15 protein-coding genes are annotated in these 13,022 nt (G+C 71.0%); 11 read left to right on the top strand and 4 right to left on the bottom strand.

Annotated features, from left to right (window positions below):
• Positions 1-149: 149 nt before the first annotated feature.
• A complete protein-coding gene (locus ABZ464_RS36885; RefSeq protein WP_359284799.1) occupies positions 150-737 on the bottom strand; it encodes an isochorismatase family protein in 588 nt (195 codons plus the stop codon).
• An 86-nt stretch (positions 738-823) separates the two neighbouring features.
• A complete protein-coding gene (locus ABZ464_RS36880) occupies positions 824-2,161 on the bottom strand; it encodes a nicotinate phosphoribosyltransferase (protein WP_359284796.1) in 1,338 nt (445 codons plus the stop codon).
• Positions 2,162-2,219: 58 nt separating this feature from the next.
• Here ABZ464_RS36880 and clpS point away from each other — a divergent pair, with 58 nt between their 5' ends.
• The 4 genes from clpS (at position 2,220) to ABZ464_RS36860 (ending at position 5,545) form a co-directional block, all read left to right on the top strand.
• Complete coding sequence (gene clpS, locus ABZ464_RS36875; RefSeq protein ID WP_358986298.1) at positions 2,220-2,537, top strand: ATP-dependent Clp protease adapter ClpS; 318 nt, start codon at positions 2,220-2,222, stop codon at positions 2,535-2,537.
• 11 nt (positions 2,538-2,548) lie between these two features.
• Positions 2,549-3,157: a DUF2017 domain-containing protein gene (locus ABZ464_RS36870; protein ID WP_359284793.1), complete on the top strand. Its 609-nt coding sequence runs from the start codon at positions 2,549-2,551 to the stop codon at positions 3,155-3,157.
• A 332-nt stretch (positions 3,158-3,489) separates the two neighbouring features.
• The gene (locus tag ABZ464_RS36865) at positions 3,490-4,929 is read left to right on the top strand and encodes an amino acid permease (RefSeq protein WP_359284790.1); all 1,440 of its coding nucleotides are present in this window, start codon (positions 3,490-3,492) and stop codon (positions 4,927-4,929) included.
• 193 nt (positions 4,930-5,122) lie between these two features.
• Positions 5,123-5,545: a M67 family metallopeptidase gene (locus ABZ464_RS36860; protein ID WP_359284788.1), complete on the top strand. Its 423-nt coding sequence runs from the start codon at positions 5,123-5,125 to the stop codon at positions 5,543-5,545.
• Here ABZ464_RS36860 and ABZ464_RS36855 read toward each other — a convergent pair.
• The gene (locus ABZ464_RS36855) at positions 5,508-6,011 is read right to left on the bottom strand and encodes a hypothetical protein (RefSeq protein WP_359284785.1); all 504 of its coding nucleotides are present in this window, start codon (positions 6,009-6,011) and stop codon (positions 5,508-5,510) included. The two genes, ABZ464_RS36860 and ABZ464_RS36855, sit on opposite strands and share 38 nt — an antisense overlap.
• 93 nt (positions 6,012-6,104) lie before the next feature.
• Here ABZ464_RS36855 and ABZ464_RS36850 point away from each other — a divergent pair, with 93 nt between their 5' ends.
• The 6 genes from ABZ464_RS36850 (at position 6,105) to ABZ464_RS36825 (ending at position 11,501) form a co-directional block, all read left to right on the top strand.
• The gene (locus tag ABZ464_RS36850; protein WP_359284782.1) at positions 6,105-7,127 is read left to right on the top strand and encodes a LacI family DNA-binding transcriptional regulator; all 1,023 of its coding nucleotides are present in this window, start codon (positions 6,105-6,107) and stop codon (positions 7,125-7,127) included.
• 83 nt (positions 7,128-7,210) lie between these two features.
• Positions 7,211-7,306, top strand: coding sequence for a putative leader peptide (locus ABZ464_RS36845; RefSeq protein WP_020132206.1), 96 nt, complete (start codon positions 7,211-7,213; stop codon positions 7,304-7,306).
• A gap of 100 nt (positions 7,307-7,406) precedes the next feature.
• A complete protein-coding gene (locus ABZ464_RS36840) occupies positions 7,407-7,685 on the top strand; it encodes a MoaD/ThiS family protein (RefSeq protein WP_359284780.1) in 279 nt (92 codons plus the stop codon).
• A gap of 15 nt (positions 7,686-7,700) precedes the next feature.
• Complete coding sequence (locus tag ABZ464_RS36835; RefSeq protein ID WP_359284778.1) at positions 7,701-8,651, top strand: cysteine synthase; 951 nt, start codon at positions 7,701-7,703, stop codon at positions 8,649-8,651.
• Between the two features lie 232 nt (positions 8,652-8,883).
• Entirely contained in the window at positions 8,884-10,941 is a 2,058-nt protein-coding gene (locus ABZ464_RS36830; protein ID WP_359284775.1) for a putative Ig domain-containing protein, read from the top strand.
• A gap of 83 nt (positions 10,942-11,024) precedes the next feature.
• A complete protein-coding gene (locus tag ABZ464_RS36825) occupies positions 11,025-11,501 on the top strand; it encodes a hypothetical protein (RefSeq protein ID WP_359284773.1) in 477 nt (158 codons plus the stop codon).
• Between the two features lie 15 nt (positions 11,502-11,516).
• Here ABZ464_RS36825 and ABZ464_RS36820 read toward each other — a convergent pair whose 3' ends face one another.
• Positions 11,517-11,975, bottom strand: coding sequence for a type II toxin-antitoxin system PemK/MazF family toxin (locus tag ABZ464_RS36820; protein ID WP_359284770.1), 459 nt, complete (start codon positions 11,973-11,975; stop codon positions 11,517-11,519).
• 224 nt (positions 11,976-12,199) lie between these two features.
• Between ABZ464_RS36820 and ABZ464_RS36815 the strand changes: the two genes are divergently transcribed.
• Positions 12,200-12,952 carry an MBL fold metallo-hydrolase gene (locus tag ABZ464_RS36815; protein WP_359284768.1) on the top strand — a complete coding sequence of 251 codons (753 nt, stop codon included), beginning with the start codon at positions 12,200-12,202 and terminating at the stop codon, positions 12,950-12,952.
• Positions 12,953-13,022: the final 70 nt, after the last annotated feature.

The raw sequence follows: 13,022 nt of genomic DNA, 5'->3' as shown, positions 1-13,022 counted from the left end.
GCTGCGCTCGAGCGGGGGGACCCCCATCGCGTCGCCGCCCTCCTCCGCCTTGCAGCCGCACGCACCACACCCCGCTCAGGTCGGCCGAGAGGCCAGGTCGGCTAAGCCGACCTGATCCAAACGACAAGGCCCTAGGGGCCTTCTGACGGTCAGGCCACGACCGGCTTGCCCGTCAGTTCCACCCCGGCCGTCCGCAGCTCCTCGAGCGCCCGTTCGGTGGTCTCCTGGGCCACTCCGGCGGTCAGGTCGAGCAGGACCGTCGTACGGAACCCCTCACGGGCCGCGTCCAGCGCGGTGGCCCGGACGCAGTGGTCCGTGGCGATGCCGACGACGTCGACCTCGTCGATCTGCCGGGCCCGCAGCCAGTCGCCCAGCTTGACGCCGTTCTCGTCGGCGCCCTCGAACCCGCTGTACGCGGCCGCGTAGGCCCCCTTGTCGAAGACGGCGTCGATGCCGCCCGAGGCCACCGCCGGGGCGAAGTTCGGATGGAAGCCGACGCCCTCGGTGCCGGCGACGCAGTGCGCGGGCCAGGAGCGGGCGTAGTCGGGATTGTCGGCGAAGTGGCCGCCGGGCGCGATGTGGTGGTCCCGGGTGGCCACGACGTGCCGGTACCCGGCGGGGGCCTGCCCGATCAGCTCGGTGATCGCGGCGGCGACATCGGCACCCCCGGCCACCGCGAGGCTGCCCCCCTCGCAGAAGTCGTTCTGCACGTCTACGACGATCAAGGCGCGGCGCATGGTCGGTGTCCTTCGACTGTGGATGAAGTCGACTGTCGGGTGAAGTAAGCAAGCCTAGAGATTTTCCGCCCCCGGCAACAGGGCCCCTAGCGCTCCTGGAGATACTCCGTCGCCAGCACCGGCTCCCCCCGGGAGAGCTGGGTGGCGGACAGGGGGAGGTTGGCGCGGGCCGCCGTGTGGCGGTCGCGTACGGCGTCCAGGGGCTCGCGGCCGACCACGGCGCCGCCCTTGACCAGTTCCACCAGCAGCTGCCGGTCCGCGAGGCCGGGCGGCACCGCGCCGGTGCCCACGACCTCCGCCTCGGCGACCCCGTCCGCGTCCAGCCGCCGGGCCGCCCACTTGCGGCCGCCGATGGACGTCTTGCCGCCCGTCGACCGCTTCGCGACCGGCACCAGCGGGGCCTTCGCGTCGGCGGACTCGGCGCGTGCGACCAGCTTGTACACCATCGAGCAGGTCGGCTGCCCGGACCCGGTCACCAGCTGCGTCCCGACGCCGTACGCGTCCACGGGCGCCGCCGCCAGCGAGGCGATGGCGTACTCGTCGAGGTCGGAGGTGACGATGATGCGGGTGTGCGTGGCGCCCAGCGCGTCCAGCTGCTGACGTACCCGGTGGGCGACCAGCAGCAGGTCGCCGGAGTCGATGCGGACCGCGCCCAGCTCGGGCCCGGCCACCTCCACCGCCGTCCGTACGGCCTCGGCGACGTCGTAGGTGTCCACGAGCAGGGTGGTGCCGCCGCCGAGCGAGTCCACCTGGGCCCGGAAGGCGTCCCGCTCGTTGTCGTGCAGCAGGGTGAAGGCGTGGGCGCTGGTGCCCACCGTCGGGATGCCGTAGCGGAAACCGGCGGCCAGGTCGGAGGTGGAGGTGAAGCCGCCGACGTACGCGGCCCGGCTCGCGGCGACCGCGGCGAGCTCATGGGTGCGGCGGGCGCCCATCTCGATCAGCGGCCGGTCGCCCGCGGCCGAGGACATCCGGGAGGCGGCCGCCGCGATCGCGGAGTCGTGGTTGAGGATCGACAGGATCACGGTCTCCAGCAGCACGCACTCGGCGAAGGAGCCCTCGACCCGCATGATCGGCGACCCGGGGAAGTAGACCTCGCCCTCCGGGTAGCCCCAGATGTCACCCGAGAAGCGGTAGGCGGCCAGCCAGTCCAGCGTCTCGTCGTCGACGATGGAGCGGCGGCGCAGGAAGCGCAGGACGTCGTGGTCGAAGCGGAAGTTCTCGACCGCGTCCAGGACTCGCCCGGTGCCCGCGACGACGCCGTAGCGCCGTCCGTCCGGCAGTCGCCGGGTGAAGACCTCGAACACGCTGCGCCGCTCGGCCGTGCCGGCCTTCAGGGCGGCCTGCAGCATGGTCAGCTCGTACTGGTCCGTGAAGAGCGCCGTAGAGGGAACGTCCACCGGCAGCCCAAGGTCCGCTGTGTTCATGACGACAGATGCTACACCCCTTTGCGTCAGTGTGACGATTTGTGGGGCCCGTGGCAGCATGGGCCTTGTGACGTCACCCGCTCCCCTTGAGATCGAACGCACCGAGTCGGCGGAGGAGGTCTACGCCGTCCCCGAGCCGGACGTCCCCTGGGTCACCATCGTCCACAACGACCCGGTCAACCTGATGAGCTATGTGACGTACGTCTTCCAGACGTACTTCGGCTACACCAAGGACAAGGCCACCAAGCTCATGCTCGACGTCCACCACAAGGGCCGGGCGGTCGTCTCCAGCGGCTCTCGCGAGGAGATGGAACGCGACGTGCAGGCGATGCACGGCTACGGACTGTGGGCCACCCTCCAGCAGGACCGGAAGTAGCCTCCTCACTGATGCCTGGACACTTCGAACCGCTCCCCGGCGGCGGCGCGGCCGTCGCGCTCGACGACGTCGAGATCTCCATCATCCGGTCGCTGGCCGTCCAGCTGCTGGAACTGATCGGCCCCGGCCCCGCCGAGGACGCCCCCGACGACCCGCTCGCCGAGCTCTTCGCGGAGGGCCCGAGCGAGCCGCCCGCCGACCCGGTGCTCCGCCGGCTCTTCCCGGACGCCTACACCGACCCGGAGGGCACCCCGGGGCCACGGCAGGCGGACGAGCAGAAGGCGCACTCCGCCGAGTTCCGCCGCTTCACCGAGAACGACCTCAGGGCCGGCAAGCGCGAGAACGCCCTCGCGGTGGTCCGCACCCTGGACGCGCTGGCCTCCGAGGCGGCCGGCGAGGGCGGTGCGGTGCTCCAGCTGGCGCCCGGGGAGTCCCGGAAGTGGCTCGGCGCGCTCAACGACCTGCGGCTGGCGATCGGCGCCCGCCTGGAGATCGCCGACGAGGACGACACCGACGTCCTCTACGGACTGCCGGACGACGACCCGCGCAAGCCGATGGTGATGGCGTACCTGTGGCTGGGCGGGCTCCAGGAGACCCTGGTGACCACCCTTATGCCGTAGTTCGTCCGCATTCCTGTTCGCATTTGTTCGCTCAGAGGACACTCAAATCCGGATAACGATCGCGTCACCGCGACGGCCGGGAGTGTCCTCTTTGTGGCGCGTTCATCCGCTTCTTCTCGTGTCGTGCGCCACATGATCCCGAGGCGATCATTGTTACGGCCGTGATAAATCTTCACGACCGCCCGGCGAACACCACCCGTATGTTCCGCCGGGTGCGCCACCGAGCCGGTTGATCGCCGGCCAGGCACCGCTCCATCAATCCGGGGGGATCGAAACCCGATCCGAGGCCGACGAGAGGCCCGGGTCGGCATGGAGAAAGGCGCACCACACACATGACCTCCGCTCAGGTCGACACGGACGGCAACGGCGCCGAGACGGCACCCGAAGAGGGGTACGAACGAGGGCTCGGCAGCCGCCAGGTCCAGATGATCGCGATCGGCGGCGCCATCGGCGTCGGCCTCTTCCTGGGCGCCGGCGCGAACATCGCCAAGGCCGGTCCCAGCCTCATCCTGATGTACGCCCTCGCGGGCGCGATCGTCTTCTTCATCATGCGGGCGCTCGGCGAACTGCTGCTGTACCGCCCGGTCTCGGGCTCCTTCGCGGAGTACTCCCGCGAGTTCCTCGGCCCGTTCTTCGGCTACTTCACCGGCTGGACCTACTGGCTGATGTGGGTCGTCACCGGCATGGCCGAACTGACGGCCGCCGCGATCTACGTCAACTACTGGTTCCCGGCCGTCCCGCAATGGGTGACGGCGCTGGTCTTCCTGGTGATCCTCTTCGGGGTCAACCTGATCTCCGTGAAGCTCTTCGGCGAGCTGGAGTTCTGGTTCTCGATGGTCAAGGTCACCGCCCTGATCGGCATGATCGTCATCGGTCTCGGCGTCCTGACCTTCGGCTTCAGCAGCGCCGGCGACACCGCCTCGGTCGCGAACCTCTACCAGTTCGACGGCTTCTTCCCCAAGGGCATCGGCTCCTCCCTGATGACCCTCCAGGGCGTGATGTTCGCCTACCTCGCGGTCGAGCTGGTCGGTGTCACGGCGGGCGAGTCCGAGAACCCGGAGAAGACGCTCCCGAAGGCCATCAACACCCTCCCCTGGCGCATCGCGCTCTTCTACGTCGGCGCGCTCACCGTCATCCTGTGCGTCGTGAAGTGGACCGAGTTCGCCCCGGGCGTCTCGCCGTTCGTCGAGGCCTTCGCGAGGATCGGCATCCCGGCCGGCGCTGGCATCGTCAACTTCGTCGTCCTCACCGCGGCCCTGTCCTCCTGCAACTCCGGCATGTACTCCACCGGCCGCATGCTGCGCACCCTGGCCGACAGCGGCGAGGCCCCGGCGGCCTTCCGCAAGCTGTCCGCCACTAAGACCCCGGCCTTCGGCATCACGGTCTCGGTCCTCTTCATGGGCATCGGCGTCGTCCTCAACTACGTCGTCCCGGAGAAGGCCTTCGCCTACGTCACCTCCGTCGCCACCGCGGCCGGCATCTGGACCTGGCTGATGATCCTGGTCAGCCACGTCCTCTACCGCCGCGCGGTCGACGCGGGCCGGCTGCCGGCCTCCTCCTTCCCGGCCCCGGGCGGCGCGAAGTTCAGCTGGGTGGCCATCGTCTTCCTGCTCTTCGTCACCTGCCTGATCGCCTACGACGCCGACTCCCGGATCTGCCTGTACGTGATGGCCGGCTGGGCCGCCGCGCTCGGCATCGGCTGGACGGTCCTCAAGGGCCGCAACCCGGAGGTCACGAGCCGCCGCGAGCCGGACCTGGAGAAGATCGGCTGACCTCCGCCACGGACGCCCGGACGCCCGGCCGCACGGAGCACTCGTGGCGCCCCGCCGCGGCAGCCGCTCATGACGTCCGGCATGTGGGCCGTCCCGTACCGCACCTCGGTACGGGACGGCCCGCCCGTCGCCCACCACCACCCTGCCTGACGCGCTTCGCGCGCCCCTTTGTCGTCTGCTTATCCTGACGAACATGCTGACCATCACCCAGGCCCTCGTCGACCGGATCGTCGCCCACGCGCGCAAGGACCACCCCGACGAGGCGTGCGGCGTCATCGCCGGGCCGGCCGGCTCCGACCGCCCCGAGCGCTTCATCCCCATGCTGAACGCGGCCATGTCGCCCACGTTCTACGAGTTCGACTCCGGGGACCTCTTCAAGCTCTACCGCGAGATGGACGACCGCGACGAGGAGCCGGTGGTCATCTACCACTCCCACACCGCCACCGAGGCCCACCCCTCCCGCACGGACATCTCCCTCGCCAACGAGCCGGGCGCCCACTACGTCCTCGTCTCGACCCGCGACACCGACGGCCTCGGCGAGTTCCAGTTCCGCTCCTTCCGCATCGTGGAGGGCGAGGTCACGGAGGAGGAGGTCCAGGTCGTCGAGGCCTACTGACCTCCCTCGCCGCCCCCGGACCCGGCGGCGCCAGTGGTGCCGCCGCCCCGGTCCACACCCGGTGCAGATGCCGGATCGCCGTGATGTCGGCACGGTCCTTCGGCCGGTCGGCGGCGAGCTTCCAGCGCAGCACATCGCCCAGCCGCATGAACGGCACCCCGTCGATGACATCGGCGTCGTCGATGAGCGGGTCCGTCGACCAGCCCGGCGTCCATCGGTCCATGATCTCGATCGACGCGGTGGGATGGACCACCCTCAGCCCGTACCCCGAGACCGTCGGACCGGGCGCGCCCAGCGCGAGGGCCCGCTGCCAGGCCGCGCCCCGCGCGAGCACGTCGAGGTCTCCCATCCGCGCCCGCAGCCCACGGACGTAGAGGGCGGCGGACCCGCAGACGACGTACTCGCCGCGCGGCAGCCGCAGTGCGGCCAGGGCCGCGAACAGGCCGTCGGCATCGCTCAGGAGCAAGGGTTCCTCCTTCGAAAAGAGCCCGGGGACGGGCTTCGTCACGGTTACCGTTTCCGTCAGGTGACCTTTCAATTCACGCTCACGGAGACGGTGTTGACCCAACGGACGAACGCAAGGCGGCCCACGCTCGAGGATGTCGCGCGGCAGGCCGGGGTGTCGCGGTCGACCGTGTCGCGGGTGGTGAACGGCGAGGCGCGGGTGAGCGCGGAGGTCGTCGAGACCGTCCGCCGGGTGATCGGCGAGCTGGGGTACGTGCCCAACCAGGCCGCCCGTCAGCTCGTCACCCGCCGCACCGACGCCATCGCGGTCGTCGCCACCCCGCCCGAGGGCCGGCTCTTCCTCGACCCCTTCTTCGATCTCCTCTTACGCGGTGTGCGCCGCGAACTCGCCGAACACGGCGCCCAGGCCGTCCTGCTGTTCCTGGAGGAACCGGACGACCACGCGCGCGTGGCCGACTACCTTGGCGGCGGCCATGTCGACGGCGCCGTGCTGTTCTCGCTGCGCCCCGGCGACCGGCTCCACACGATGATGGACCGGCTCGACATCCCCGCCGTCTTCGGCGGCCGCCCCCTGCTGCGCGACGGCGCCACCGTCCCCGGGCACGCGTACGTCGACGGCGACAACCGCGGGGGAGCCCGCCTGGCCGTCCGGCACCTCGTCGGCCTCGGCCGCCGCCGGATCGCGACCGTCGCCGGCCCCTACGACCAGGAGACCTCCGCCGCCGACCGGCTCGCCGGCTACCGGGACGTCCTGCCCGACGCCCCGTCCGACCTCGTGCAGAGGGCCGACTACAGCCGGGAGGGCGGCGCCGGGGCGATGGCCGCCCTGCTGGACCGCCGGCCCGACCTGGACGCCGTCTTCGTCGCCTCCGACTTCATGGCCTCGGGGGCCCTGCAGACGCTGCGCGAGCGCGGGCGGCGGGTGCCGGAGGACGTGGCCGTGGTCGGCTTCGACGACCTGACGTCCATCGCCGAGACCACCGACCCGCCGCTGACCACCGTCCACCAGGACGCGCTCGAGATGGGCCGCCTCATGGCCCGCCTGCTGTTCGAGCACACCGGCCCGCAGGCGTCGGTCGTGGTGCCGACCCGTCTGGTCCGCCGCCGCTCCGCCTGACCGGTCTCACTCACCGGCCCGATTCCGTCCACCATGTGGGATCACATTCCGGAAGCCGGGACGGGAATCGATACGATGAGCCCATGGTTTTGAACGACGTGAGCGAGAAGACGCCGGGCGCACTGCTCGTGGCGCGGCTGCACGTCGACCTGTGCAGGCTAGCCAGCGCCATCTGTTGACGCGGACCCCTGCCGCCGTACGGCCGTGAGCCGCGGCGATGTCTCACCACGCACCTATCCCGCGCTGCCCACACCTTCCTTCCGACAGGAGCCCTGAGCCATGGCCATCGAGGTCCGCATCCCGACCATCCTCCGCCAGTACACCGACGGTCAGAAGGCGGTGGAGGGCAGCGGTGACACCCTCGCCGACCTCTTCAACGACCTCGAGACCCGGCACACCGGCATCCACGCCCGGATCGTGGACGAGGGCAAGCTGCGCCGCTTCGTCAACGTCTACCTGAACGACGAGGACGTCCGCTTCGTCGACGGCATCAACACCAAGCTGTCCGACGGCGACACCGTGACGATCCTGCCGGCCGTGGCCGGCGGCATGGCCTAGGCCGGCAGACCCGGCATGCGTTACGACTCCCCGCTGGCCGCGGTGGGCAACACCCCTCTGGTGCGCCTGCCGCGGTTGTCGCCGTCCGCCGACGTCCGTATCTGGGCCAAGCTGGAGGACCGCAACCCCACCGGCTCGGTCAAGGACCGCCCCGCCCTGCACATGGTCGAGCAGGCGGAGAAGGACGGCCGGCTCACCCCCGGCTGCACCATCCTGGAGCCGACGAGCGGCAACACCGGCATCTCCCTCGCCATGGCGGCCAAGCTCAAGGGCTACCGCATCGTGTGCGTGATGCCCGAGAACACCTCACAGGAGCGCCGGGACCTGCTCGCGATGTGGGGCGCCGAGATCATCTCCTCCCCGGCCGCGGGCGGCTCCAACACCGCCGTGCGCGTCGCCAAGGAGCTCGCCGCCGAGCACCCCGACTGGGTGATGCTCTACCAGTACGGCAACCCGGACAACGCCGGCGCCCACTACGCGACGACCGGCCCGGAGATCCTCGCCGACCTGCCCTCCGTCACCCACTTCGTCGCGGGCCTCGGCACCACCGGCACCCTGATGGGCGTCGGCCGCTATCTGCGCGAGCACAAGCCGGACGTGAAGATCGTCGCCGCCGAACCGCGCTACGACGACCTGGTGTACGGCCTGCGCAACCTCGACGAGGGCTTCGTACCGGAGCTGTACGACGCCTCCGTCCTCACCACCCGTTTCTCGGTCGGCTCGGCGGACGCCGTGACCCGCACCAGGGAACTCCTCCAGCAGGAGGGCATCTTCGCCGGCGTCTCCACGGGCGCCGCGCTGCACGCCGCGATCGGCGTCGGGAAGAAGGCCGTCAAGGCGGGGGAGAGCGCGGACATCGTGTTCGTCGTCGCGGACGGCGGCTGGAAGTACCTCTCCACCGGCGTCTACACGGCGGCCACCACCGAGGAGGCCATCGAGACGCTCCAGGGTCAGCTCTGGGCATAGGGCTCATCAACCACGCGCCAGCCCCCTCCTATGAGGGGGCTAAACGCTGCCTATGGGGCGGCAAAGAAGGCCCGGGGGTACTGCCGGTAACCGGTCCGGCGGGGCTACGTTCTGCCCGCAGTCCCGTCCGACCCCCTGAGTGTCATGCCCATGACCGCGCCTTCGTCCGCCGCTACGCGCGTCACGTGCCTGCACCCATACGAGAACCCCACTCCCGATGGAGGCAGTACCCATGCGTGAGTCACGCCTGCGAAGACTCCTGAGCGTCGCCGTCCCCGCCCTCACCCTCACCGTCGCCGGACTTCTCGCCGCCCCCGCGGCCGGCGCCCACCCCGCCGCACCAGCCGTGGCGCACACCTCCCGCACCACCCAGAACGCCAAGGCCCTCACCGCCCCCGACCGGCAGACCTTCCACTCCACCGGCAAGGCGGGCCAGAAGGTCCCCACCACCCACCTCTGCGGCGACCCCACCCCCGGCCACGTCTCCTGCTTCGCCCAGCGGCGCACCGACATCAAGCAGAAACTGGCCGCCACGCTCGCCGCCGCGGCCGCCGCCCCCTCCGGCCTCAGCCCCGCCAACCTGCACAGCGCCTACAACCTGCCCTCGACCGGCGGCTCCGGACTGACCGTCGCCGTCGTCGACGCCTACAACGACCCCAACGCCGAGTCCGACCTCGCCACCTACCGCTCCACCTACGGCCTGTCCGCCTGCACCAAGGCCAACGGCTGCTTCAAGCAGGTCGGCCAGACCGGCTCCACCACCTCGCTGCCCACCAACGACAGCGGCTGGGCCGGCGAGGAGGCGCTCGACATCGACATGGTCAGCGCGGTCTGCCCCAACTGCAACATCACCCTCGTCGAGGCGAACTCCGCCACCGACTCCGACCTCGGCACCGCCGAGAACGAGGCCGTCGCCCTCGGCGCCAAGTTCGTCTCCAACAGCTGGGGCGGCGACGAGTCCTCCTCCCAGACCGGCGAGGACACCTCCTACTTCAAGCACCCCGGCGTCGCCATCACGGTGAGCGCGGGCGACTCCGGCTACGGCGCCGAGTACCCGGCCACCTCCCAGTACGTGACGGCCGTCGGCGGCACCGCCCTGACGACGTCCTCCGCCTCCCGCGGCTGGACCGAGTCCGTGTGGAAGACCTCCAGCACCGAGGGCACCGGCTCCGGCTGCTCCGCGTACGACGCCAAGCCGAGCTGGCAGACCGACACCGGCTGCACCAAGCGCATGGAGGCGGACGTCTCCGCCGTCGCCGACCCGGCCACCGGCGTCGCCGTCTACGACACCTACGGCGGCTCCGGCTGGGCGGTCTACGGCGGCACCAGCGCCTCCGCCCCGATCATCGCCGGCGTCTACGCCCTGGCCGGCACCCCGGGCTCCAGTGACTACCCGGCGAAGTACCCCTACGCCCACACCGGGAACCTGTACGACGTCACCAGCGGCAGCAACGGCTCCTGCTCCACCGCGTACTTCTGCACCGCCACCACCGGCTACGACGGCCCGACCGGCTGGGGCACCCCCAACGGCACCACCGCCTTCACCGCCGGCACCAGCACCGGCAACACGGTGACCGTCACCAACCCCGGCAGCCAGTCGACCACCACGGGCGGCTCGGCCAGCCTCCAGATCAGCGCCACCGACAGCGCCGGCGCCACCCTCACCTACAGCGCCTCCGGCCTGCCCACCGGCCTGTCCATCGGCAGCTCCACCGGCAAGATCTCCGGTACGGCGTCCACCGCCGGCACCTACCAGGTCACCGTCACCGCGACCGACTCCACCGGCGCCTCCGGCTCGACCTCCTTCACCTGGACCGTCGGCTCCTCCAGCTCCACCTGCACCTCCGCCCAGCTGCTCGGCAACCCCGGCTTCGAGTCCGGCAACACCACCTGGACGGGCAGCTCCGGCGTCATCACCAACTCCAGCAGCGAGTCCGCCCACGCCGGCTCGTACTACGCCTGGCTGGACGGCTACGGCTCCTCGCACACCGACACGCTCTCCCAGTCGGTGACCGTCCCGAGCGGCTGCAAGGCAACCTTCACCTTCTACCTGCACATCGACACCGCCGAGACCTCCACCAGCACCCAGTACGACAAGCTGACCGTCACGGCGGGCTCGACCACCCTGGCCACCTACTCCAACGTCAACGCGGCCACCGGCTACACCCAGAAGTCCCTCGACCTGTCCGCCTACGCGGGCTCCACGGTCACCCTGAAGTTCAGCGGCGTCGAGGACTCCAGCCTCCAGACGAGCTTCGTCCTCGACGACACGGCCGTCACCACCAGCTGACCCGTCGGAGAGAGATCACCCGTACGCCCGGCACGGATCCGGGCGTACGGGTGGTACGTCGAAGGGGGAGAAAGGAGGCCCCCATGCGCCGTACGACCCGTTCCACCGCCCTCGCCCTCGTGGTGCTCACGCTCGCCTTCGCCGGCTGCGGCACCGAGAGCGACGGCGCCGCCGCACCCCCGCGCTCCTCGGTACCCCCGCCCTCCTCGGCGGCGGCCACCGACGAGGACTGCACGGCCACCCCGCCCGCCGAACTCACCACCGCCGACGACGGCCGCACCTTCTGCCTGACCGTCGGCGGACAGCTCCGGCTGAATCTCGACGGCACGAAGGAACGCCCCTGGTCGGCCGTCGCCGTCAAGGGCGACGACGTGCTGAAGCCCATCAACGCGGGAATCGTCGTCCTGCCGGGCGACGCACTCGCCGCCTACGACGCGGTCGCCGCCGGCACCACCCGCCTCAGTGCCACCCGCCCGCTGTGCGCCACGCCCACCGGACCGAGCCAGGTCTCCTGCAAGGGCATCCAGGAATGGACCGTCACCGTCCGGGTGACCAGGTGAGGGGAGGGACGCGGCTCAGGTCGCCAGATGCCGGACCTGGTCCCACAGCACCGGGTCCATCACGCCCACCCGGCGCCGGAAGTCCCGCACCGGGACCTGCCGCAGCTCGTCCGTCTCCAGGAAGCTCGGCCGCCCCCGCGCGTCACCGACCGCGCCCGGCGGCAGCGGGATCACCCCCGCCCGCTCGTCGCGGTATCTGCTGGTGATCTTCGCGACCGTCACCCGTTCGCCCCGCACCCCCAGCACCAGACACGGCCGGTCCTTCTGCCCCGGCCCGTCCTCGAACGGCACGTTCGCCCACCAGATCTCCGCCGGCCGCGGCCGCCCCCGGGCCCCGCGCCCGCGCGCGGCCCGCCCCGGCGGCCGGGTCCTGCGCCCCTCGGGCCGCCGCCCGCGCCCCCAGCCGTCCACGAGCGTGACGACCAGCGCCAGCGATATCACCGCCGCGAGCGCCGGCCACCAGGACGTGTCCATGGGACGACGTTACCGGCGCGCGCACGACAATGCGCGCCCTCAGTCGCGCCCCGCACACCCCTGGTCCAGCCGAACCGGTGACAGCACAGGTGAGTTCGCCCACAACAGCCCCTGGCGGAGGAGCGACCCGGGGTTTTGCGCCTTACGCTCGACAAACCGCACGACCCCCGTCGCCCCATATCCCTCGAAACTCTTCATATCCCGCCAGCGGAGGTTTCTGCTTTATGAAGCTCACCGTCGTCGGCTGCTCGGGGTCGTTCCCGTCCGCGGAATCGGCCTGCTCGAGCTACCTCGTCGAGGCCGACGGCTACAGGCTGCTTCTCGACATGGGCAACGGCGCCCTCGGCGAGCTGCAGCGCCACTGCGGTCTCTACGACCTCGACGCGATCTTCCTGAGCCATCTGCACGCCGACCACTGCATCGACATGTGCGCCTACTTCGTCGCGCGCTACTACCGCCACGACGGCGGGCGCTGCGACCCCATCCCGGTCTACGGCCCCGAAGGCACCGAACACCGCCTGACCACGGCCTACGCCGACACCCCCTCCGCCTCCTCGATGAGCGAGGTCTTCGACTTCCACACGGTCAAGCCGTCCACCTTCGACATCGGCCCGTTCACCGTGCACACCGAACGCGTGGCCCACCCCGTCGAGGCGTACGGCATCCGCGTCGAACACGGCGGGAAGTCCCTGACGTACTCCGGCGACACGGGCGTCACCCCGGCGCTGGTCGAGCTCGCCCGGGACACCGACCTCTTCCTGTGCGAGGCCGCCTTCACCCACGGCAAGGAGAACATCCCCGACCTCCACCTCAACGGCCGCGAGGCCGGCGAGACGGCGGCCCGGGCCGGCGCGCGCAGACTCGTGCTGACCCACATCCCCCCGTGGACCGACCCCCGGGTCAACCTCGCCGACGCCCGGGCGGTCTACGACGGCCCGGTGGAACTGGCGGCGCCGAGGGTGTCGTACGACATCTGAATCCGCAGCGATGCCGTACGAGGTTCAGGCGCACGGCATCGACGAAGGCCCCGGAGCACACTGCTCCGGG

Source organism: Streptomyces sp. NPDC005820 (assembly GCF_040630255.1).
In the GTDB taxonomy this organism is placed as follows: Bacteria; Actinomycetota; Actinomycetes; order Streptomycetales; family Streptomycetaceae; genus Streptomyces.
This window is presented reverse-complemented; position numbering and strand designations above follow the sequence as displayed.

What these genes read in the sequence shown, in the direction of transcription:
- ABZ464_RS36825 (WP_359284773.1), top strand. Translation starts at nt 11,025, where the DNA reads ATGCGCCGTACGACCCGTTCCACCGCCCTCGCCCTCGTGGTGCTCACG.
- ABZ464_RS36845 (WP_020132206.1), top strand. Translation starts at nt 7,211, where the DNA reads ATGGTTTTGAACGACGTGAGCGAGAAGACGCCGGGCGCACTGCTCGTG.
- ABZ464_RS36820 (WP_359284770.1), bottom strand. Translation starts at nt 11,975, where the DNA reads ATGGACACGTCCTGGTGGCCGGCGCTCGCGGCGGTGATATCGCTGGCG.
- ABZ464_RS36870 (WP_359284793.1), top strand. Translation starts at nt 2,549, where the DNA reads ATGCCTGGACACTTCGAACCGCTCCCCGGCGGCGGCGCGGCCGTCGCG.
- ABZ464_RS36860 (WP_359284788.1), top strand. Translation starts at nt 5,123, where the DNA reads ATGCTGACCATCACCCAGGCCCTCGTCGACCGGATCGTCGCCCACGCG.
- clpS (WP_358986298.1), top strand. Translation starts at nt 2,220, where the DNA reads ATGGGCCTTGTGACGTCACCCGCTCCCCTTGAGATCGAACGCACCGAG.
- ABZ464_RS36880 (WP_359284796.1), bottom strand. Translation starts at nt 2,161, where the DNA reads ATGAACACAGCGGACCTTGGGCTGCCGGTGGACGTTCCCTCTACGGCG.
- ABZ464_RS36830 (WP_359284775.1), top strand. Translation starts at nt 8,884, where the DNA reads ATGCGTGAGTCACGCCTGCGAAGACTCCTGAGCGTCGCCGTCCCCGCC.
- ABZ464_RS36885 (WP_359284799.1), bottom strand. Translation starts at nt 737, where the DNA reads ATGCGCCGCGCCTTGATCGTCGTAGACGTGCAGAACGACTTCTGCGAG.
- ABZ464_RS36815 (WP_359284768.1), top strand. Translation starts at nt 12,200, where the DNA reads ATGAAGCTCACCGTCGTCGGCTGCTCGGGGTCGTTCCCGTCCGCGGAA.
- ABZ464_RS36865 (WP_359284790.1), top strand. Translation starts at nt 3,490, where the DNA reads ATGACCTCCGCTCAGGTCGACACGGACGGCAACGGCGCCGAGACGGCA.
- ABZ464_RS36840 (WP_359284780.1), top strand. Translation starts at nt 7,407, where the DNA reads ATGGCCATCGAGGTCCGCATCCCGACCATCCTCCGCCAGTACACCGAC.
- ABZ464_RS36835 (WP_359284778.1), top strand. Translation starts at nt 7,701, where the DNA reads ATGCGTTACGACTCCCCGCTGGCCGCGGTGGGCAACACCCCTCTGGTG.